Below are 24,440 nucleotides of genomic sequence, written 5' to 3' on the forward strand. Positions count from 1 at the left end.
CTCACGAGGGGACTGCGTTCACGACGTTCTCGAAGAATTCACCCCACTGCCGCGCGCATTCCTCGGGCTCCTCCAGATGCGCCATGTGTGACGCATTTGGGATTACCGTAACGCGAGCGTCCGAAAATCCCCGAGAATGCGCACGACACACCTTGGGCGAGGTGAAATCGTGTTCGCCGCACGTTAGCAGAACGGGAATACCCAACTCGGACAACCGGTCGGACCGGTGATAGGAGCGCAGATTTCCCGATACCTGGAATTCGGTCGGGCCCCACATCGCGTCGCGCACGGTGGTGCTCGCCGCCGCCGAGCCGTGCGCCAGCACGTCCGGCCACGGCAGCCGCCTGCACAGGTACCGCTCGGCGAAGTGCAGCATCGCGTCCGCCTGCTCCGCGCCGCCCGGAACGCCCCGCACGACCGCGCTGATCGCCGAGGACACCCGCGGCGGCATCCGCATCAGGAGGTCCTGCATCTCGCGCTCGTGGCGCCGGACGCTGAGCACCGGCGAGTGCAGCACCAAGGAGGCGAGTCCGGGCTCCCCGCGCAGCGCGAGATCGCAGGCGATCATGGTGCCGAAGGAGTGCGCGTACAGGTGGAAGCGGTCGAACCGGTGGGCGCGCACCACCTCCGCGAGCTCGTCGACGAACCGGGGCAGCCGCCACAGTTCCGGGTCGTCCGGGCGATCCGATCGCCCGCAGCCGAGCTGGTCGTAGACCAGCACCGGGTGCGCGGGGAGCAGATCGGCCACCGGCCGCAGGTAGTCGTGCGGAGTGCCCGGTCCACCGTGCACCACCACGACCGGGACTCCCGCGGCGCCGGGGTTGAGCAGCTCGCTCCACACCCGGCCGCCCGGCACCGCGATCCGCTCCCCCACGCCCGCTTCCGCACCGTGCCCGATCATCGAGTCCTCCCCAATCCTTCGGCGATGGTCGCCACGTGCGGCATCGCGTTCATGCTCAAGTGGTTCCCCGGCACCGGGACGTGCCGCCATCCGCCGCGGGCCAGCTCCCGCCAATGCCGGTCCTGGCCCGCGGGGAAGTCCGGGATCTCCTCCTGGTGCGAGAAGAACACGACATCGCCCCCGTACGGCCGGGGGACGTAGCGGTGCATCGCCTCGTTGTGCCTGCACCAGGTCTCCAGGTACCGGGGAAGGAACTCGGCGGCCAGCATCTCCTCGAACACCGTTCCGCGCGCCGACCGGGCCAGGTGGTCGATCTTGTCCTGCAGGCCGTCCAGGGCTTCGACCTCGGCGAGCGGGAAGATCTCCGGCGGCAGCCCGTAGCGCACCAGGTAGTGCAGGATCTCCACCTCCGACATCCGGTCCGGCAAGTGCCCGTGCGCGGGGCTGTCGATCAGCACCGCCTCGGGCGCGCAGCCGGTGCGCCGGAACACCAGCTGGGCCATCTCGTAGGCCACGATGCCGCCGAACGACGCCCCGCCCAGCCGGTACGGCGGTTTGAGGCCCAGCTCGTCGAGCATGTCCACGTAGGACTCGGCCATCCGCTCGATGGTGTCGAACTCGGCCAGCCCGTCGAGCATGGGAGACCGGATCACGAACACCGGCTGGTTCTCGGGCAGGCATTGCGCCAGCTCCCGGTAGAAGTACACGTCGCCGCCGACCGGATGCACCAGCACGAGCGGCGCGACCAGGTCCGGGTCGCCCTGCTTGACGCGCACCACCGATCTGGCAGGTGCCCGTTCCGGGGACTGCCCGCGCAACTGCTCCAGCAGTGCGGCCGGCGTGTGGCGCGGCAGCGCCATGAACTCGAGGCGACGACCGGTGCCGCGCTCGATCCGCGCCACCAGCTGCACCGCCGCGAGCGAGTCGCCGCCCTGCTCGAAGAAGTCGTCCTCCGGACGCACCCCGGTCACTCCCAGCACCGCTCGCCAGGCCTCGTCGACGACGGTGTCGATCCCGCCCGCCCCAGCCGGGGCCGCCACCGCTTCAGCGCGGGCGGGACCACGCCCGATCCAGTGCTCGGTGCCGTCGAAGGCGTAGCCGGGAAGGCGAACCCGGTCGGCCGGGCCGAGTTCGAACAGGGCGTCGGCGTCGATCGCCGTCCCCGCCGCGTGCGCAGTGCCGAGCACGGCCAGCGCGGTGCGGTGCTCGTCGGCGCGTCCGGGCATGGCCGCGATCGCCGGTGCACCTGCCCGGCGGGGGTTCTTGCGGGCGAACCGGGTCAACGCCCGGCCGGGTCCGACCTCCACCAGCAGCGCGTCCCCCACCACGTCCGAGTCGTGCAGGCGGTCCAGCCCGGCGGCGAAGGCGACCTGCTCGCGCAAGTGCCGAACCCAGTACGGCGACCGCGTCACCTCGTCCGGGTCCGCCCAGTCACCGGTCAACCCGGACACGAACGGCGTTTCCGGGTGGTGCGCATCGACCCCGTCGAAGGCCTTCTCGAAGTCGGCGAGCACCGGGTCCAGCAGCCGCGAGTGGAAGGCCCGCTCAACGGACAGCCGCTTGGCCGCGACACCGCGCTGCGCGAGCACCGCCGCGCACCGCTCGATCGCGTCGACCGTCCCGGACAGCACGCAGCTGTCGGCGTCGTTGACGGCGGCGAGGTCCACACCGTGCTCCTCCGCCCGCACCTCTTCGGCGGGCAGCGGAACGGCGAGCATCGCGCCCGGTTCGGTCGCGGCCATCGCCCGTGCTCGCGCGCACACCAGCCGCAGCGCGTCCGGCAACGAGAAGACTCCCGCCAGGCAGGCCGCCACGTACTCGCCCAGGCTGTGCCCGAGCATCGCGGCGGGGCGCAGTCCCCAGGACAGCAGCAGCTTCGCGAGCGCGTACTCGACGACGAACAGCGCGGGCTGGGTGAACAGCGGTTCGTGCACCCGCGCGGTGCGCCCCAGCAGGTCCTGCTCGTCCACTCCGGGGAACGCTTCCCGCAGCAGCGCCGCGCATTCGTCCACGGCGGCCTTGAAGGCCGGTTCGGCGTCGTAGAGACCGGCGCCCATTCCTTCGTACTGGGCACCTTGGCCGGGGAAGAGGAAGACCGCAGGTCGTCCCTCCCGCGCCGGCACGCACTCGTCCACCGGCCGGTCGAGCGCTTCGAGCAGCGCGGAGCGATCGGCTCCCACGACCACCCTGCCGAACTCGAACCGACGCCTCGCCGCCACCAGCGTGTAGCCGACCCGACCCAGGTCCGCCTCGGGCTCCTCGACCAGGTGCGCCGCCAAGGCGCGCGACTGCCGCTGCACGGCATCCGGGGTTCGGCCCGACAACACCAGCAGGTTCCTGGTGCCGCCGGACTCCGTCCGCCGCGCGGGAGCCGGTGCCTGCTCCAGGACGACGTGGGCGTTGGTGCCCCCGATGCCGAAGGAGCTGACCCCGGCCCGGAGCAGGTCGCCCTGCCACGTCCGATGTTCGGTGCCGATGGTGAAACCGCTGCCGTCGAGCTCCAGCGCCGGGTTCGGCTCGCGGTGGTGCAGCGTCGGCACCAGTTCGCGCTTCTCCAGGCACAGCACGGCTTTGATCAGGCCTGCGATACCGGAGGCGGCGTCGAGGTGGCCGATGTTGGTCTTCACGGCGCCGAGCACGCAGTTCGGCCCGGTGGCGCCGCCGCCGAACGCGGCGCGCAGCCCGGCCAACTCGATCGGATCGCCCAAGGCAGTGCCGGTGCCGTGCGCTTCGACGTAGCCGATCGTGGCCGGATCGACCCCCGCCCGACGGTGCGCCGCCCGGATCACCGCCGTCTGCCTGCGAGCGCTGGGGGCGGTGTAGCCCACCTTGTCGTGCCCGTCGTTGTTGATCGCCGAACCCTTGATCACCGCGCGCACCGGGTCGCCGTCGGCGAGGGCCCGCGCCAGCGGTTTGAGCACCACCAGGCCGACTCCCTGACCCTCGACGGTGCCCCCTGCCCCGGCGTCGAACGCACGGCAGTACCCGTCCGGGGAGAACACCATGCCTTCCTGGTGCAGGTAGCCCTCGGTGCCGAGCTTGCCGATCGACACCCCGCCCGCGAGCGCCACGTCGCAGTCCCCCACCAGCAGCGCCGACGCGGCTTGGTGCACCGCGACCAGCGACGACGAGCACGCCGTCTGCACAGTGACGGCCGGTCCGGTCAAGTTCAGGCGGTAGGCGGTCTTGGTGGGCAGGAAGTCGGATCGGTTGTGGATCATCGCCTGGTACTCACCGGCGGGGTCCAGCGGCGCCAGCGCCGGGCGGACGTGTTCGTCCAGGTAACCGTTGTGCCCCACCCCGGCGAACAGGCCGACGCTGCCGCCGTCACCGCGCGGATCGTGGAACGCGTCCTCCAGCGCGTGCCAGGCGCACTCCAGGAAGACCCGGTGCTGCGGGTCCATGATCTCGGCTTCCCGCCGGGAGAAGCCGAAGAACGCGGCGTCGAACCCGGCGATGTCGCGCAGCCTGCTCTGCGCGGGCACGTAGTCGGGGTGGTCGAGCACGTCGGCGGCCACCCCCGCCGCGCGCAGCCCTTCGAGGTCGTGCCGGACGATCGACTCGTGCCCGGCTGCGAGGTTGCGCCAGAACTCGTCGACGTCGTCAGCGTCGGGGAAGCGGCAGGCCATGCCGATCACGGCGATGTCCTGGTCCGCCACCGGAATCGCGACATCAGCAGAATCGTCCACTTCGGACTGACCGATGAGGTGCGCGGCGAGCTCGGCGATCGTCGGATGGGTGAACAGGTCGTTGAGCCGGACCCTGCCGCGCAGCGGTTCGGCGAGCCTGGCGTGCGCCTGGGTCAGCAGCACCGAGTTCCCCCCGAGGTCGAAGAACCGGTCGTGCACGCCGACCCGCTCCTGTCCCAGCACCTCCTGCCACGCGCGGGCCAGCTCGGCTTCCACCTCACCGCGCGGGGCGACCTGCCGGGCCGCGGACTCCGCACCGGGCACCGGCAGCGCGAGCACGTCGAGCTTCCCGCTGTAGGTCAGCGGGATCTCGTCCAGCGCGACGAGCGCCGAGGGCATCGCGTGCGGCGGCAGCAGCTCCGCCAAGTGCCGCTGCAACGCCTCCTGCTCGACGTCTCCCTCGACCGCGGACACGTAGTAGGCGACCAGCCGTGCCGCCGCCGGAGCGCCCTCCGGGGAGACCACCCGCGCCACGCCGTGCCGCACGGCCGGGTGCGCGGACAGCGCCGCCTCCACCTCGCCGAGGTCGATTCGATGGCCCCGCAGCTTGACCTGGCCGTCGCCCCGGCCGAGGAACTCCAGTTCGCCGTCGCCGAGCCACCGCACGAAGTCCCCGGTGCGGTACAGCCGGTGCCCGTCGACGAACCGCCGCGCGGTCAGCTCCGGATCACCGGTGTAGCCGTGCGCGAGCCCGGTGCCGCCGATGTGCAGTTCGCCCACCGCCCCGACGGGCAGCGGCATCCCGCCCCGGCCGAGCACGTGCGCCTGCTCACCCGGCAGCGCGCGGCCGATGCTCACCGGTTCGGTCCCGCCGAGCTCGCCGCGATAGGTCCGCGAGGTCGACCAGATCGTGGTCTCGGTCGGCCCGTAGACGTTGACGACCTCGGTGAAGTGCTCCAGCGCGACCGCCAGCAGGTGCCGTTCCAGCTTCTCGCCGCCCACCAGCAACCGCGTCCCGGTGGTGCGCCGCAGGACCCGGCGCTTCATCTCCAGCAGGCTCGGAGTCATCTGGACGAAGTCCAGGCCCGCGCAGTCCAGTTCGGGGATCATCGGGTCCGCCAGCACGATGCAGCCGCCGGTGAGCAGCGTCAGCCCGTACTCCAACCCGAAGATGTCGAAGACGTGGTTGGTCATGCTGCACGTGCGCAGCGGACCGGAATCCGCGAAGTGCCGCCTGCGAACGGCTTCCACCGTGCTGGTCACCGCGCGGTGCCCCACGACCACGCCCTTCGGGTCGCCGGTGCTGCCGGAGGTGTGCAGCACGTAGGCCGGCTCATCGCCGGTCATCGGCTTCTCCCGGTCGGCGGCGTCCTCCCGGCCGAGCCGCGCTGCGGTGTCCGGGTCGTCCATCACGACCGCGACCAGCTCCGGCCACCGCCGCGCGACGCGGTCGGCGTGGCGCAGTTCGGTCAGCACGCCCCGCGCACCGCTGCCGGTGACCATGCGGTCGATCCGAGCATCGGGGTAGCTCGCGTCGACGGGGATGTAGGCCCCACCGGACTTGAGCACCGCCAGCAGTCCGATGATCAGTCGTGGTCCGCGATCGAGCAGCAGCAGGACGCGCTCGCCCTCGCCCGCAATGCTCTCCAGATGCCGCGCGAGCCGGTTCGCCTCGGCGTTGAGGTGCGCGTAGCTCAGCACCCGCCCGTCCTGCTCCACCGCCGGGGCGTGCGGGGACCGGGCCGCGTGGAGCTCGAAACCCCGGTGCAGCAGGGGATGCGCGGGTTCGGCGGAACCGGTGTCGTTCCACTCCGCTTGCCGCGCCACGTCGGACTCGTCGGTCAGGTCGAGCCCGTCGGCCGCCGCGTCCGGAGCTTCCGCGAACCGGGTGAGCACCGATTCGACCCCGCGCAGCAACCGGCGGGCGGTCTCCGGCTCGATCAGCTCACCCGCGAAGTCCAGCACGAGCGAGACGTCCTCCGCGTCCTCCACGACGGACAGAACCAGCGGGTAGTCGCGCTTCTGGTGGCGGAAGCGGAAGACCGGGCGCAGGTCGGATTCGTCGGCCGCGGAAGCCGGGTAGTTCTCGTAGATGAACAGCGCGTCGAACAGCCGCCTGCCCGCTGGTTGCAGCGCCGCGAGGTCGACCGCGCTGCGCGCGTTGGCCTCCTGCACCGAATCCTGGACAGCGCGGATCTCGTCGAGCACGGTGCCGGTGCCGTCGTGGCGCACCACCAGCGGCACGGTGCTCAGGAACAGGCCGACGGCCTCGTCGATGCCCGCCACCGGCAGATCGCGCCCCGCGAGCACCGTGCCCACGACGGTGGTGGTGCTGTTGCCGTAGGTGGCCAGCAGCCGGTGCCACGCGTGCTGCAGGACCGCGTTGAACGTGACCCCACCGCTCGCCGCCGCGCCGCGCGCCTTCCGGACCAGGTGCGCGTCGAGCACCTGCGTCTCCTGGCGCTGGTCCTCGACCTGCGAACGGGTGCCGAGGTCCACGTGCCGCTGCTCCGGTCGCAGCAGGCCGCCGAGATCGCACGGTTCCCCGGCGCCTCGCACCTGGTCGCGCCAGTACGCGTCGTGCGTTCCGACCGCCCGGCTCAGGTACCGGTGCCCGGCGGGCGCGTGGTCGGTCGGCTGCGGCACCGGATCGCCGTCGCGCAAGGCGCGGTGAGCGGCGTGCACGGCGTCGACCAGCAGTGGACTGCTCCACCCGTCGAGGATCGCGTGGTGGGTGTTGAGCAGGCAGGTGAACCGGCGGTCGGAGAACCGGAACAGCCGCACCCGGAACAAGCCCGGGGTGCCGAGGTCGTACGGGACGCCCCGGTCTTCGGCGAGCAGGTCGTCGAACGCCCGCTGCGGATCGGGGTGCCCGGTGAGGTCGTGGTAGCGCCAGTCCACCTCGGCGTGCCCGGCCACCACCTGCACCGGCCGGTGCCGCCAGTCGAAGAACGTGCGCAACGCGCCGAACGAACGCTGCGCTGATTCCCACGCCCGGCGCAGCAGGTCCGGGTCCAGGTCCGCGTCGTAGTCCCACACCGCCTGCACCCGGTAGGCGTCGTCGCTGTCGCCGTGCCGCATCGCGTGCGCCAGCAACCCCTGCTGCAGGCCCGTCGCGGGCAGCACGTCGTCGAGCTCCCGCTCGTCCTGCAGCCGGTCCAGCTGCGACTGCGGCAGGACGCCGTCCACATCGCTGGCGGTGAGATAGGCGCGCTGCCGATCGGCGACGGCGGCGACCAGGTCGGTGAGCCGCCGTTCGAAGGCCCGGGCCAGCAGTGCGCTGTCCGCGTCCGGCAACCGGACGCCCAGGCGGAACCGCAACCGCCCCCCGGCGACCAGGCCGGCCAGGTTCACCGCGTACGGCAGCGCGTTGTCCGGGTGCATCGCCCGCCCGGCGGGTTCGTCGGTGATCCGCCAGTGCTCGCCGGCTCCGTCGTCGACCTGGCCGAGGTAGTTGAAGCACACCGGCGGCAGCGGGCGCTGGTAGCCGACCACGGTCCCGTAGTCGATGCCGTTGCCGGGCACGGAGCGCAACGACTCCTTGACGTCGATCAGCGTGTCCACCGCGGTGCCCGCGGTGCGCAGCACGAAGGGGTGCAGCGACGTGAACCAGCCGACGGTGCGGGTGATGTCGAGGTCGTCGGCGAGGTCCTCGCGGCCGTGGCCTTCCAGCACCACGCCGTGCTCGGTGGCGCCGGTCAGCTCGGTCAACGCCCCCGCGAACGCGGCCAGCAGCAGCTCGTGCACACCGGTGCGTAGGAAGCGCGGGCAGTCGTGCAGCACGCGGCGGGTCAGCTCGCGATCGAATTCGAGCTCCAGCTCGACCGGCTCGCGCACCGGACGCAGCGCATCCGGCACCGGAACGACCACGTCGTCCCAATAGGACGATTGCGACTCCTGCGCGTCGGCCCGGTCGGCCAGCGCACGCGCCCACTGCCGGGTGCTGGTGGGTTTCGGACCGAGGTCCGCGCCCGCGCAGGCCGCGCGGAGGTCGTCGACGAGGATGCGCCAGCTCACCGCGTCCACGGCGATGTGGTGCACCGCGAGGAACAGCCGGTGGCCGCCGTCGGCGTACCCGTGCAGGCGACCGACGGCCAGCAGCGGGCCGCGGGCCAGGTCGAAGTCGGACTGCCAATCGGTGAGCACCTCGTCCAGCGCTCGGCGGAACCCGTCCGTGCCTTCCGCATCGGGCAGCGAGCGCACGTCGAGCTCGCGGATCGCCGGGACCACCACGTTCCCGTCGTAGCGGTAGCCGTCCGCCGATTCCCGCATCCGCAGCGCGTCGTGCCTGCCGAGCACGACGGCCACCGCGTCGCGCAGCGCGCCCTCGTCCAACTCGGGGGTGCTGATCAGGAAGGACTGGTTCCAGTGGTGCGGTTTGGTGAAACCCTGCGCGGCGAACCACGAGTGGGCGGGCAGCGGCGGGACTGCACCGTCGAGCACGCCCTGCTCCGCACGGAGCTCGCGCCGCGCGGCGCCCGGGAGGACCTGCTCGCAGAAGCCTTCGATCGTGCGGTGCGCGAACACCTCGCGCACGCCCACCGAAACCCCCAGTTCGCGGCGCAACCGGCTCGTCATGCGGATCGCGACGATGCTGTCCACTCCGGCCCGCAGCAGGTCGTCGCGGATGCCGAGCCGCGCGGCCGGCACACCCAGCACTTCGGCCCACAGGTCGCGCAAGCGGGCCTGCGCGGCGGTGCGCGGCGCGACGTGCGCGGCGGCGGCAGGGGCTTCCGGTTCCGGCAGGGCCGATCGGTCCAGCTTGCCGTTCGCGCTCAACGGCGGTTCGGCCAACCGCAGCAGCTGTTCGGGCACCATGTAGTCCGGCAGCCGCTCGGCCAGCAGCGCGCGCAGTTCCGCGGCGTCCACCGGCTCGGGCGCGACGTAGTAGCCGATGAGGGCCTGCGCCGCGCCGATGCCGCGGACGACCGCGACGGCCTGGTCGATGCGCGGATGCCGGACGAGGGCGCTTTCGACCTCGCCCAGCTCCACGCGGTACCCGTTGAGCTTCACCTGGAAGTCGGTGCGCCCCAGGAACTCCATCCACCCCGAACGCGACCACCGTCCGAGATCGCCCGTCCGGTACAGCCTGCCCAGCACCGGGTGCTCCACGTACCGGGACGCGGACAGCTCGGGATCGCCCCAGTACCCCAGCGCCACGCCCGCCCCACCGATGTGGATCTCACCGGGCACGCCGACCGGTGCGGGGTCTCCCGCCGCGGTGAGCACGTGCATGCGCTGCCCTGGCATGGCCACGCCGTAGGGGATGCTGGTCCACTCCGGGTCGACCGCGCCGATCTCGAACCAGACCGACCAGATGCTGCCCTCGGTGGCCCCGCCCAAGCTCACGACCTCCGACTCCGGGCGCAGGGCCCGGATGCGGTCCGGCAGGCTCGTGGGGATCCAGTCGCCGCTCATCAGCACCAGGCGCAGCGGTTCGAGCGGTTCCGCCTCGTCCACCAGCAGCCCTGCCAGTTGCGGCACGGTGTTCCACACCGTGACCTCGTGCCGCCGGACCAGCTCGGCCCAGTGCGCCGGGTCCTTCGCGCGCCGCTGTTCGGGGAACACGACGGCGCCGCCCGCGGCGAGCAGCCCGAACACGTCGTAGACCGACAGGTCGAAGCTCAGCTCCGAGACCGCGAGCGCTCGGTCGCCCGACCCGATGCCGAACCGCTCGTTGACGGCCAGCACCGTGTTGAGCGCCCCGCGATGGGAGATCGTGACTCCCTTCGGGCGCCCGGTCGAACCGGACGTGAAGATCACGTACGCGACGTCGTCCGGCCCGACCCCCGGCAGCGCGGCCTCGACGGGCGCCGCGGCCAGCGCGTCCTCGACGACGACCAGGTCGAAAGCGGCGAGCCCGTCGCGGACCTCGGCGCGCTCGTGCTCGGCGCGGGAGAGCAACACCGTGTCGGCCCCCGCCTGCTCCAGGACCTCGACCAGGCGCGCGACCGGCCATTCCACGTGCAGCGGCAGGTAACCCGCACCGGACTTCATGATGGCGGTCGCCGCCACGACCTGTCCGTAGCCCTTCTCCGCGAGCACCGCGATCAGCGGCGAGCGGCGCCCGGCCAGCTGCCGAGCGACGTGGTCGGAGTCCTGCACCAACCGGCGATGCGTGTGGCTGCGGCCGGTTCCCGCGTCGACGACCGCCACCGCGTCCCAGAGCCGGTCCGCTTCGCATCGCGCTCGGTGCACGCCGAACAAGGTGTCGTCCGCCGCTTCCCGCTCGGCTTCGTTCGCGGCCGCGATCAGGGCGAGGTCGGCCTCCGGCGTGTAGTGCTCCTTCGGCAAGGTCCACTCGCCACCGGCGAGCTGCTCGATCAGGCCGACGAACAGCAGGTTGAAGTGCTCGATGTCGGCGCGGTGGAACAACTGCTCGACGTAGAGCCACTTCGCGGCGAACCCGTCGGCGGTCCGCACCGCCTGCAGGTCGATCCACGCCTGCGAGGTCTGCGCCTCCCAGTACCTGCGGGACCGGTCCTCGTCGTCGCTCAGGTGCGCGGCGCCCTCGAAATCGCGGGTGTCGCCGCCCACCGCACCGGTGAACACGATCGGCGAGACCGCCTTCGCGGTGTCCGAGCCGTGCATCCGGGCGAAGTCGCGCTGCACCTGCACGCCCGAGTAGAGGGCGTGCGACACGTCGTCCCACAGCACGTCGTGGGTGCGGCGGGCGAGCAGTTCGGCGTCGCGGGGCTCGTCGACGAAGTGGTGCAGCACCGTGGAGGTGAAGTTGCCCAGGACGTTCCCGACCTCCGGCAGCACCGGCAAACGGCGGGCGACGGTGACCGTGATCGGGAACTCGGTGCTCCCGGAGAAGTGCGCGAGGACACTGCCGAACAGCGCGAGCAGCACCGACGACGGGGACAGACCGCGGTTCGCGGCCTGCTCGGCGAACCGGTCCCACACGTCGGCGCCGACGTGCTCGGTGTGCTCGGCGAACCGCGGGTGCACGACGGCTTCCGGTGGTGTCCGGAACGGCAGTTCGCACCGAGCGGGCATCTCCGCGAGCCGCTGCCGCCAGTACGAGCGGTCGTCGGCGTACCACTGGGAGGAGCGCAGCAGCTCGACGTGGTCCTGGTAGTCCTTGAAGCTCGCCGCGGGAAGCGCGGGCGGTGCCTGCTCGTCCCGGTAGAGCGCGTCGAGCCGCCGCAGCAGCGCGAGCCTGCTGCGCACGTCCACGGTGACGAGGTCGAACCCGGTGTGCAGCACGCACCGGTCGGGCAGCCGGCTCAGCTCGAAGGTGAACAGCGGGAACCGCTCCGGGTCGTGCACCTCGTGCGACATCCGGTCGCGCACGTCGGCCAGCAGGTCCTCGTCGGCGGCGCCGAACTCGTGCACCCGCAACGGGTAGTGCCCCACCTCGGCAGCGGGCAGCACCCGCTGGGACAGCTCCTCCAGCGAGAACACCGTGCGCAGCACGTCGCACTCGGCGACGAGCCGGTTGATCGCGGCTTCGAGCCGCTCGGTGTCGAGGTGCGGGTAGACGTGCTCGGTGTACACGTGGTTGGCCACGTTGCCGATCTCGTAGCCGCCGAGGCGTCCCACGAGGTACGCCTGCTGGAGATCGGTCATCGCGAACCGGCCGCTCGGGTCCGCGCCGATCGCCGCGGGCAGCTCGCGCAGATCGGCTTCGCCGCGCACCGCGCCGAAGTCGCTCGGGGTGTACCGGACCGCTTCGCGGGTTCGGCAGTGCTCGACGACGTCGGTCAGCGCCCGCGCCACCGCGTCGCGCACCTGATCGGTCGCCGCCGGGCCGAGCCCGCTGTCGAGCCGGACCCGCAGCCGGCCGTCCGAGAGTTCGGCGAGCACGGCCAGCGCGGCGCCGGGCGCGACCCCGCCGGGCATCGTCTCACCGGTCTCGCCGGGCACGATCCGCCAGTCCTCGGTGCCCTCGTCGACGTGCCCGAGGAAGTTGAACCACACCGCGGGCAGCTCCCGGTAACCGAACAGCGGACCGTAGGACAGCCCGCGAGCGGGAATCGCGCGCAGCTCCTCCTTCACCGCCCGCACCGAGTCGCCCGGGTCACCGCAGCACCGCAGCCGCGCGGGGGAGAAGGTGGTGAACCAGCCGAGGGTGCGGGTGACGTCGAGCCCGGCCGCGAAGTCCTCCCGCCCGTGCCCCTCCACCAGCACGTCGTGCACGTCCTGCCCGGTGACCTCGCCGAGCGCCCGGCCCAGCGCGGTCAGCAGCAGTTCTTCGGTCGTCGTCCGGTAAGCGCGGTGGCAGTCGTCGAGCAGCAGGGCGGTGTCCGCCGCGCCGAGCAGCACTTCCGCGCTCACCGGCGGCTGTGCGCCGTCGAACGGGAACTCGGTGCCGAGGCTCGGCCGGGACTCCCAGAACTCCCGGTCGTCCTCGAAGTCGTGCTCGGCGACCGCGCGCGTCCACTGCCGGTAGCTGGTGCCCTTGGCGCCCAGCGGCCGTCCTTCGCACAGCGACCGCAGGTCCTCGGCCAGCACCCGCTGGCTCACGCCGTCGACGATCAGGTGGTGCAGCGCGAAGAACACCCTGGCGCTGCCGTCGGCGAAGCCGTGCAGGTAGCCGAACGCGTGCAGCGGGCCGCAGGTGAGGTCGAAACCGCGTTGCCAGGCCGTGAGCGCGGCGCGCAGCGACCGGGAGAACTCCGGGTCGCCCTCCGCACCGGGCAGGTTGCGCACGTCGAGCACGTGCAGTCCGGTGTGGACCGAACCAGCCGTGTGGTGCTGCACCCCGTCCGGCCCGATGCGCAGCCGGAACGCGTCGTGGTGGGCGACCAGTTCGCGCAGCGCGGCGTCCAGGTCCGAAGGCGGCAGTTCCGGGACGCGCACCTGGAACGCCTGGTTCCAGTGGTGCGGCCGGTCCAGCGGCAGGCCGAGGAACCACTCCTGGACCGGCAGCAGGTCCGCGGGACCTTCCAGCAGTCCCTGCTCGGTGCTGGTGGCCGGCTCGGCGGCGGCCCGTTCGGCGAGACCGTCGAGGCGGTCGCGCAGCCGTTCCACGGTGCGGTGCGAGAAGACCTCGCGGACGGTGACCGGCACTCCGAACTCCTGGCGGAGCCGTCCGGTGAGCCTGATCGCGACGAGGCTGTCCATCCCGTGCCGGGCCAGGTCCGCGCGGACGCTGAGCTCCAGCGGGTCCACGTCGAGCGCGACGGCGCACAGCTCCCGCAGCCGCGCCTCGTCCTCGTCCCGCGGCGCGGCGAACTCCTCGACCCGCGGTGCGCGCGGTTCGGGCAGCGCGGCGCGGTCGAGCTTGCCGTTGGCCGTCACGGGGATCGCGTCCAACCGCACCAGTGCGGCGGGCACCGCGTGCTCCGGCAACGCGCGGCGCAGCAGGGCGTCCAGCTCGTCGTCGAGCACCCGGTCCGCCGCGTAGTACCCCACCAGCAGCTCACCGCGCACGACGGCGGTGCCACCGCGGACCTCGGGGTGGCGTTCCAGCGCGGCCTCGATCTCGCCGAGCTCGATGCGGAAACCCCTGACCTTCACCTGCGAATCCGCGCGCCCCACGAAGACGACGTCGCCATCGGGCAAGCGCTGCACCAGGTCACCGGTGCGGTAGAGCCGCTCGCCCGGGACCGCCGGGTCCGTGATGAAGCGTTCGCCGGTCAGCTCCGGCAGGTTCAGGTACCCCCGGGCGAGCCCCACGCCGCCGAGGTGCAGCTCGCCGACCGCGTGAGCGGGCAGCGGCACGCCCGCGCCGGTGAGCACGTGCACCCGCATGTTGTCGATCGGTTTGCCCAGCCGCACCTGCGCCAACCGGTGATCGGAGCAGTCGTGGTGCAGGACGTCGATGGACGCCTCAGTTGGGCCGTACAAGTTGTGCACCTGCACGTCCGGCAGCAGTTCGTGCACCGCGCGCACCTGCGGGAGCTTGAGCTCCTCCCCGCTGCAGAACAGCAGGCGCAACCCGCGCAGCGCCGCCGGATCAGGGCCGCCGGGTGAGCGCAGCGAGTCGGTGAACGCGGCGAGCATGGACGGCACGAAGTGCACGACGGTGACGCGCTCGCGCTCGATCAGCCCCACCAGGTGTTCGGGGTCCTTGTGCCCGCCGGGGTCGGCGAACACGACCGCCGCGCCGAACCAGTTGGCCCACAACAACTCCCACACCGAGACGTCGAAGGAGTACGGCGTCTTCTGCAGCACGCGGTCGTCCGGTCCCAGGGGGAAGCGCCGGTTCATCCACTGGATCCGGTTCACCAGGCCCCGGTGCTCGCAGAGCACTCCCTTCGGCCTGCCCGTGGTGCCCGAGGTGTAGATGGCGTAGGCCAGGTCCTGTCCGCGAACGGCGAGCCCGAGGGCGGTGGCGGGCCGGTCCTGCCCGAGCGCGGGGTCGTCGACGGCGACCGCGGGCACCTCGCGGTCCCATTCGGCGGCGCGCACCCGGTCGGTGAGCACGACGGGCGTCGCGGTGTCGCCGAGGACGAACCGGATCCGCTCCTGCGGCCACTCGGGGTCGACCGGCACGTAGGCGCAGCCCGCCTTCAGCACGGCCAGCACCGCGACCAGGAGATGTTCGCTACGGTCCAGCAGCAGGCACACCAGGCTCCCCTTGCCCACGGCATGCTCGTCGCGCAGCGCGTGCGCGACGCGGTTGGCCCGTTCGTCCAGCTCGCGGTAGGTCAGGCTCCGCTCCTGGTGCACCACCGCGATCGAGTCGGGGGTGCGCCGGGCCTGCTGCTCGAAGAGGGCCACCGCGGTGTCCGGGCCGCCGTGGTCGACGGCGGTCGCGTTGCCGGCTTCCAAGGCCCGCAGGCGGTCCTGCCGCACCAGGCGCAACGACGACATCGGTTCGTCCACATCGGACTCGACGGCGGCCGCCAGGCAGACCAGGTACGAGTCGAGGACTTCCGCCACGAGGTCCGGTTCGTAGCGCGCCACCGCGCACGTGGCGGTCACCGAGGTGTCATCGCCCTGGTCCTTCGCGATGATCGAGATGCCGAACTTCTCCGCCACGTCCGAGTAAGGGAGCACGTGGTGTTCGGTGCCCGGCTTCTCCGGCGCCGCGCGGAAGTTGTGGTAGGTGAACAGCACCCGGACCAGCTCGGCCAGGTCCGCCGCACCGCCGGGCAGGTCGTCGGTGAGCGCGTCCAGGTTGAGCTGCTGGTGCTCGTTGAGCCACAGCACCTGCTCGTGCACCCGGCGCGCGTTGTCCGGGAACGACTCGTCCGGGCGGTGCTCGGCGATCAGCGGGAGCGTGGTGATGAACGGGCCCACGGCGGAATCGAACCCGGCCGGGCGGTTGCCGACGGTCGTGGCGATCGCGAATCCCGAACGACCGCCGGAGAATTCGGTGAGCACGTGGTGCAGCGCGGTGAACAGCACCGCGTAGGTGCCGATCCGGTGCTTGCGGGCGAAGTCCGCGACCGCCCGGTGCAGCCGCGAGCCGAGGTTCCGGGACGCGGTCGCGGCGCTGTTGTCCACCGTCACGTCCGGGACGCGCCCCAGCGCGGGCGCTTCGGTGCCGGCGAGGCGGCGGGACAGTTCCGCGCGAGCGGCGACGTGTTCCGGCGACCGCGCCTCGATCTCCTGGTGCGCGGCGTGGTCGAGGAAATCCGGTTCCCGGTCCGAGTCCGTGCGCGGCGGGGCGGTGCCGCCCGCGGCGAGGACGTCGTGCAGTTCCGCCAACCGCGCCGCCAGAACCTTCGTGGACGGGGCGTCGGAGAGCATGTGGTGGTGGGTGAGGCCGACGACCGCGCCACCGCGATCGGTGAACTCCACCACCTCCGGCACGATCAGGGCCCCGCCCTGCAGCGGGAACCCGGTGCGCGCCCGGTCGGCGCGCAGCGCGTCCAGTTCGGCCGCCGGGATCCGGGTGGTGGCGACGTCGAACGCGTCCACGGGGAGCAGGTCCCACTCGAGGTCCTCGTGCACGCGGGTGCGCAAGATCGGCTCCTGCTCCAGCAGGGCGCGCACGGCCCGCCGCGCGAACTCCGGGTCCGCCTGCGGCAGGTCCACGAACAGCGGGATCGTGTAGGTGCAGCCGAGCGCGTCGATGCGGCTCTGCAGGTACATGCCCCGCTGCACCGACGGCAACCGGCGGCCCGTGCGGTCCCCGGGAACCTTGTGCACCGCGGTGGCCCGCGCGCGCTCCGGCGAGTCGATCCCGTTGACGCGCAGCAGTTCCAGCAGCTCGTCCTTCACCTCGGACACCCGGTCCCGCAGTTCCTGCGGGAAGCCCACCTCCTTGTCGAAGGAGAACCCGAGGCGGCCGTTGTCCTTGCACCAGACCAGCACGCGCCCCGCGCGGAGTTCGTGCAGCAGCTCCAGCTCACGCATCACAGCTCTCCCTCTTCCCGGTCCGCCTCGGTGTCCGCGCCGAAGCGCGCGGCGAGACCGGCGATGGTGTCCAGCTCGTAGAGGTCGCGCAGCGACATCTCGTAGCCCAGTTCCTGTTGGAGCACGCGGACCAGCCGCATCGCCGACAGCGACGTGCCGCCCAGCGCGAAGAAGCTCTCCACCGCGCTCAGCTCGTCCGGCGCGCGGTGCAGGACGCGGGACCAGGCCCGGGTGAGCGCCCACTGCTCGGGACCGACGGGCTCCACGTACGCCGACGCGACCCGCACCGCGGGCAGCAGATCGGTCGCGACCTTCCCGTTGGCGCTCAACGGGAGCTCGTCGAGAACCGCGTAACCGCCGGGGAGCATGTACGCGGGCAGGACGTCGGCGAGGGCGGCGGTGAGGACTTCGGTGAGGTCCCGAACATCCGCTTCGCTGCTCGGGGCGGCCAGCTCTTCGGCCGAGACCCGGCCCGCGAGCATCGTGTGCACACCGCGCTCCGTCGGGTGGAACCCCAGCGCGCAGGTGCCGATCCCCTCGTCGTGCAACCCGTCGCGCAGCCGCTGGAACAGGAATCCCGCGGACAACCGCGCTTCGTCGGTGTCCTCGCCTTCCCAGCTCAGCACGCACCGGCCGGATCGCAGCACCGCGTAGGCATCGGTGACGCGGTCGAACACGCCGAACTCGGCGAGGTCGAGGCAGCGCGTGCCGTCCTGCTCGGCATACTCGTCGTCGCCGCTGCGGACGAATCCGGTCAGCCGCAGCCGTTCCGGCGCGAACCCGCCCGAACCGGCGCCCGGCCGGATGCGGCACAGCACCGTGTCGTCGTCGGTGATCCGTTCGTCCGCCGGCTCGACCTCGTACGGCACGCCGCGCGCTTCGAGCTCCGCGGTGAGCAGTCCCAGCAGGTGCCCGGCTTCAAGCACGGCGAACTCGCGGGATCGTTCGCCCTGCAGCGGGACGATCGCCGGCCAGTGCGCCACCAGCGCGATCTCGTCCCCACCGCCGAGGATCCGCTCCGCCAGCGGATGTCCGCGGAGATCACCGGCCAGCGGGTGGTGGTAGTGCGCGCCGCGCAAGCTCTGCTCGGTGATGCCCGCGAACACGCGCACCGCGTAGCTCCCGCCCGCGGACGGGTAGCGGTACTTCGGGGTCGCCCGGCCGGGCAGCTCCACCGCGGCGCAGCGCCCCAGCACCGCGGCCCACCCGGACGCGTCGAGCCGGGCGCCGTCCCGGACCGGGGCCGCGGTGTCGCGCATCTCGTCGTGGTGCTTGCGGATCAGGCCGAGGTCCACGTCCTCGTCCAGGAACCGCCGGTAGCTCTTGGCCACGGCGTGCACCGCCGGATCCGGCTCGTGGCCGAGGTGGTGGACCGGTTCGGCGTCGTCCAGCACGCCGTGGCCCGCCAGCAGGAACCCGGCGCGGTCGAGCTCCGCGTCCCCGGCTTCGCCGAGCCTGCGCTCGGCGGCGACCAGGTGACCGACGAGCCGCCGGCGGTCCTCGTCGTCCTGGATGGTGACCACCGCGCGGTCCACTCCGGGGAGGCGGGAAAGCTTCGCGGTGATCTCCTCCAGCTCCACGCGGTAGCCGTTGAGCTTCACCTGGAAATCGGTGCGCCCCAAGAACTCCATCCACCCCGCGCCCGACCAGCGGCCCAGGTCGCCGGTCCGGTACAAACGCCCCAGCACCGGGTGCTCGACGAACCGCGCCTCCGACAACTCCGGGTCGCCCCAGTAGCCCAGCGCGACGCCCGCGCCACCGATGTGCACTTCGCCGACGACTCCCACCGGGCAGTGCCCGCCCCAGTAATCCAGCACGTACATCCGCTGGTTCGGCATGGCGACGCCGTACGGGATGCTCGTCCACTCCGGATCCACGGCACCGATCTCGAACCAGACGGACCAGATGCTGCCCTCCGTCGCCCCGCCCAGGCTCATCACCAGCGACCGGGGCGCGGCGCGGCGGAGGGCGTCGGGCAGTGCGGTGGGGATCCAGTCGCCGCTGAGCAGGAACGTCCGCAGCGACGCGAGGGGCCCCGGTTCGGCGCCCACCTGGTCGACGAGCAGACCGGCGAGTTGCGGCACGCTGTTCCACAGGGTGATCTCGTGGCGCTGCACCAGATCGGCCCACTTCGCCGGGTCCCTGGTGTCCTCCTGCGCCGGGAAGACGACGGTCCCGCCGGCACCGAGCACGCCGAAGAGGTCGTAGACCGACAGGTCGAAGCTCAGCTCCGAGACCGCGAGCACGCTGTCCTCAGGCCCGACGGCGAACCGGTCGTTGACCGCCAGGATCGTGTTCACCGCGCCCCGATGGCTGATCGTCACGCCCTTGGGAGTACCGGTCGAACCCGAAGTGAAGATCACGTACGCGGTGTCGTCGGCGGTGACGTCGGGCAGCCGCACCCCCGGATCCGGTTCCGCCGACAGCAGGTCCTCGATGACGACGAGTTCGACGCCGTCGAGCGCCGCGACGTCCGCGCGCAGCAGCTGCGCGCTCGAGAGCAGCAGCGTCCGCACACCCGCCTGGGCCAGGATCTCCCCGACCCGGCCACCGGGCCATTCCGCGCTCATCGGCACGTAAGCCCCACCGGCGCCCATGATGCCGAGAGCGCCGACCGCCTGCAGGTAGCCCTTCTCGGCGAGCAAGCCGACCAGGTTGCCCGCGGCGCCGTCCACCAGGCCGACCGCCACCCGGTGCGCATCGCGGTGCAGCTCGGCGTGGTCGAACCGCTCGCCGCGCGCGGCGTCGACCACCGCGGTCCGTCGCCGGAACCCCGGGTCGTCCTTCCAGCGCTCGCACAACGACACCAAGGTGGCCTCGCTGCCGGGGCGGTGGTGGTCGTTGGCCCGCTCGATCACCGCGAGGTCGGTGGAAGGCAGCGGCGGCACGGGGAACGAGTCCGCCTCCCAATCCAGCTCCGCGAGTCGCTCGAGCAGCCAGCAGTACGCCGCGTGCATGTCCTCGACCACCTGCTCGTCGAAGAGCTGGTCCACGTAGTCCCACTCCGCGACGAACCCCTCGGCCGTCTCGTAGGCCTTGTTGTCCAGCCACACCTGCGAGGTCTGCGAAATGGAGTGATCCACGCCCAGGTACCCGCCGTCGAGCACCAGCTCGAACAGGTTCGCCGAGCTCCCCGACCCGAGCGTGCTGGTGAGCACCGCGGGCGCGACGACCTGGTCGACCGGCAGCCCGCGGGTGGTCTTGAGCAACCGCTGCACGTCGACACCGTCGAACAGGTTGTGGTCGATGTCCCGCAGCAGCTCGTCGTGCACCTGCCGCAGCTTCGCCGCGATGCCCAGGTCTCGACGCGTCCGGTGGTCGAACAACCCGAGCACGGTGAAGTCCCCGACGAGATCGGTCACCTCGGGGTGCAGCGGCAGCCGGTTGAACAGGGTCAGGTTCACGCACAATCGGTCCTGCCCGCTCCACATCCCCAGCACTCGCCCGTAGACCTCCAGGACCAGTCCGGTGGGGCTGATGCCGAAGCGGCGGCACTTGTCCGACAGCTCGCGCCACACCGGGGCCGCGATCACCGCGCTCTTGCGCCGGAAGTGCGGTTTGCCGACGCTCGACGGGCGCATCCTGATCGGCAGGTTCAGATCGATCCGGTAGTCGGCGACCTTCGCCTCCCAGTAGTCCTGCGCTTCGGCGAGCAACTCGCTCTCCCGCACCCGCTCGTACCCGAGCACGTAATCGCGGTAGCTGACGCCGGGTTCCGGCAGCTCCAGGGCGGGATCCCGGTACCGGCGCGCCCATTCGTCGAACAGCACGCCGAAGCTGGTCATGTCCACGACGATCGCGTCGAAGCTGACGTGCAGCCGGTACTCGCCGTCGAGCCTGCTGACCACGACGTCGAACAGCGGGTAGTGCTGCGGGTCGTAGGTCTTGTGCGAGTAGCGCCCGCGCAGCTCGTCGAGCTCCGCCGCGTCGCGGAGCTCGTGGTGCTCGATGCGGTAGCGGGCGACCTCGGGCAGGAAGCGCTGCTCGCCGTCCTCGAAGACCGTGCGCAGCGCGTGGTGGCGCCGCAGCAGGCCGTTGAACGCCTCCTCCAGCCTCGGCACGTCCAGCTCCGCGTACCGGAACTCGGTGTACACGTGTGTGGACAGGTCGCTGAGCTCGAAGTTGTGGAACCGGCCCAGGTAGTAGGTCTGCTGCACGTTGGTCAGCGGGAACGGTTCGTGCAGGTTCGCCCCGTCGAGGCCGTCGAGCACGAAGTCCCGGTAGAGGAACTCGCCCGTTCCGGAGCGCACCAGCGGCACCAGACCGCGCACCGACTTCTCCCGGAACAGGTCCCGGATCTTCAGATCCGTGCCCAGCACGCTGTTGATCCGGTTGACCAGCAGGATCCCCAGGATGCTGTTGCCGCCGGAGCGGAAGAAGTCATCGGTGACACCGACCTCACGGCCCAGCACCGCCTGCCACAGCTCGCAGAGCCGCTCCTCCAGTTCCGAGGCGGGCGCGACGTGCCCCGACACCCGGTGCAGCTCGGGATCGGGCAGCGCGCCTCGATCGACCTTGCCGTTGACGTTGAGCGGCAACGCGGGCAGCGGGATGAGCACGGCGGGCACCATGTACTCGGGCAGCACGGTGACCAGGTGCTCGCGGATCTGTTCGGTGTGGCCGGGATCGGCCACGACGTAGCCGGCGAGGAAACGCCCGTCGCCGTGCTCGGCACCGGGGCCACCGGCGACGACCACGAGGCTCTGCGCCACCGCCGGGTGCGCGCGCAGCGCGTTCTCGATCTCACCGAGTTCGATGCGGTGTCCGCGCAGCTTCACCTGGAAGTCGTTGCGCCCGGCGAACTCCAGCGTCCCGCCCGGCAAGGACCGGACGAGGTCACCCGTGCGGTACATGCGCTCGGCACCGGCCACCAGGTCCGGTACGAAGCGATCCGCGGTCTGCTCCTCGTCGTGCAGGTAACCGCGCGCGACTCCGCTACCGGCGATGTGCAGCTCGCCGACCACGCCTTCCGGCAGCGGCCACCCCAGCTCGTCGAGCACGTAGCACCGCGTGTTCGCCACCGGTCGCCCGATCGGAACCGACCCGGGCGCCCCGGCGAGCCGATGGGCCGTCGACCACACGGTCGTCTCGGTGGGGCCGTAGACGTTCCAGCACTCCTCCACCACCTCGACGAGCTCGGCGGCCAGGTGCGGCGGCAGCGCCTCCCCGCCGCACAACGCCCGCACCGCGAGCGTGCGCCCGCCCAGGCGCGGCACCAGCAGCTGCCACAGCGAGGGGGTCGCCTGCATGACGGTGACGCCGCCCTGGTCCACCAGTGCCAGCAGCTTCTCGATGTCCAGCAGGTCCTGCTGCCCGGCGAGCACCACGCAGCCGCCGCGCATCAACGGCAGGAAGACCTCCAGGGTGGAGATGTCGAACGCGATCGTGGTCACCGCCAGGGCCCTGTCGGCGGGCCCGAACCCGATGCGGTCGCCGATGTCCGCGGCGATGTTGGCGAAGTTGCGGTGTTCGACGGCGACGCCCTTCGGCGCGCCGGTGGTGCCGGAGGTGTGGATGACGTAGGCGAGGTCCGCGGGCTCCACCACGATGTCCAGATCGTGGTCCGGGCGGCTCCGCACCGCCGCGCGGGTGCCGGGATCGTCCAGCGCCACCAGCGGCGCTGCGGTTCCGGACGCGGCCAGCGCGGCCGCGCCGACGGCGTCGGTGAGCACCAGCGCCGGCTTGGATCCCGACAGGACGAGTCCGATCCGCTGCACCGGCGCGTCCTTGTCCAGCGGCACGTAGGCGCACCCGAGCTTGAGCACCGCCAGCAGTGCGATCAGCAGGTCCGCGTCGCGGTCGAGGTGCACAGCGACCGGTGCGCCGCGCTCCGGGGCGAACCGCTCCCGCAGGTGGTGGGCGAGCCGGTTCGCCGCTTCGTTGAGCTGCCGGTACGACCACGCGACGCCCTCGTGCACCAGGGCCGTCGCCTCGGGGGTGCTGCGCGTCTGCCGTTCGACCGCGTGGTGGATCGGGGTGGGGTCGAACTCCGCCGCCGCCGTGTCGAGCTCCATGCGCCGCCGGGCGGGTGGTGCGAGGGCGGTGAAGTCGAAGAAGGGGCGTTCGCCGCCGCGCAGTTCCGGAAGCCGGCCGAAGAACGCGTCCACGTGCTCGCGCAACTGCGCGAAAAACGGCAAATCCTGCGGATGGGAGATTCGCACCACGCCGCGGTGCTCGCAGAACCGCAACACGACCAGCGCCCCCGACGACTCCGGGAGGCCACCTCCGAACTCGATCGCAAAACCCGAATCCGGGCCGCCCTCGAACACGTCGGAGAAATCGTAGAAAGAATTCTCGACGACGCCCAGCGGAATCTCGTCCAACGCAGATACCACGTCCCCGACAGCTGATTCGGAAGATATTTCAGCGAACCGCGTGAGCGTGCCCCCAGGAGTGCTCACCACATGACTGAACACGGCCCGCTTGCGAGAATTCATCAGCACTTGCAGCGACAGGGCCAGCCATTCCAGGTGGATGAGCTCGATTCCGCCCGCCGGCACCGCGCACTCCACCTCGCCCCTGGGCACCGCGGTCCCGGACGCGGCGGACGGCGCGCTCCACCTGACGTGGTCCCCAGCGCACTCCTGCCAGCGCCGCCGAACTCGCCCTGCTGTTTCCTCCGCCGCGGCGTACTCGTCGAACCGGCTCTCACCGACCTCGTCGGGAGCATCGGGAGACGGGGCGGGAGCGAGGGGCGATGCTTCGCGGCTGAGTTCGATGATCGCGTCCACACAAGCGTCGACCAGCGCCTCGCGCGCCGCACCGGCGTGCGGAGGTCGCCCGGCCGACCCCGGACATCGGGTGCGGGCGAGCGGCGCGGACTCGCCCGGTCGCCCGAGCTCGCAGGTGGCGACGAGACCGTCGGCGGTGCTCATGAGATCGAGGGCGACCCGCTCGGCGCCGGTCACCGGCAGGGCCGAACCGAACACGAGCTCGTGGCCCCAGCCGGAGCCGACGAGCTCACCGGGCTCCAGCACGGTGAAGTTCGGATCGTCCCGGCCCGACCACCGCCCCGACGCGTCCCGCACGCACGCGGAGTGCCCGGCATCGAGCAGGTAATCGACGATCGAATCGGCGAGAGAACAGAATTCACCGCCGAAGAAAACAGCAAGTCGCCGCACGAAATACTCCTCATCAAGCGAACGCACGCCATCCGCGGAATAGCCGCGAAGGCATAGATCGACCAATCCCCCGCCAAGACGAATCGGCGGGGCGACTCAGAAGAAAAACGGCGCCCTCAGACGACAGCCTTCAACTAACACCCCAGTGCAAGTAGGTCGGCGACCCCAGTCATCACCGATGACAGCACGGTAGCAACCCGAACGGGTGCGATCAAGCCTCCGGATTATGACGAACCGAGGAGGTCCACACCCGGGTTCCGTTACGATCAGCGCAGTTCTCTACGCAACGAACTGCTCGGAATCGCGGTTTGCGTAACGCTTTCCGACACTGTCGTTCAGCGAGGCGCGGGGCGCCGGGGCGGGGAGTGACGTACTCGCCGGATCAGCGCGCCCGCAGTGGCCGAACGAGTGCGCCCGGCGCCGTCTCGCCGGCACGGCGGGTCCGCCCGCGTCCGCCCGGCCGGCAGCGCGTAGGGCACCAGGAACAGGCCGCGCACCAGCAACCGGCCGCGGAACGGGCGCTGCAACAAC

General features: G+C 71.7%; 4 protein-coding genes. All 4 read right to left on the bottom strand.

Annotated features, from left to right (window positions below):
- Nucleotide 1: 1 nt before the first annotated feature.
- Nucleotides 2–901: a proline iminopeptidase-family hydrolase gene (locus ACWD38_RS06725; protein ID WP_450123531.1), complete on the bottom strand. Its 900-nt coding sequence runs from the start codon at nucleotides 899–901 to the stop codon at nucleotides 2–4.
- Nucleotides 898–16,788, bottom strand: coding sequence for an amino acid adenylation domain-containing protein (locus ACWD38_RS06730; protein ID WP_450123532.1), 15,891 nt, complete (start codon nucleotides 16,786–16,788; stop codon nucleotides 898–900). Before ACWD38_RS06730 ends, ACWD38_RS06725 begins: the two co-directional genes overlap by 4 nt.
- Complete coding sequence (locus tag ACWD38_RS06735) at nucleotides 16,788–23,909, bottom strand: amino acid adenylation domain-containing protein (protein ID WP_450123533.1); 7,122 nt, start codon at nucleotides 23,907–23,909, stop codon at nucleotides 16,788–16,790. The genes ACWD38_RS06730 and ACWD38_RS06735 overlap by 1 nt, the downstream gene beginning before the upstream one ends.
- Nucleotides 23,910–24,244: 335 nt before the next feature.
- On the bottom strand, nucleotides 24,245–24,440 hold a 196-nt coding region (locus ACWD38_RS06740; RefSeq protein WP_450123534.1), incomplete at its 5' end, for a hypothetical protein.

The sequence above is a fragment of the Saccharopolyspora sp. NPDC002578 genome (assembly GCF_053592695.1).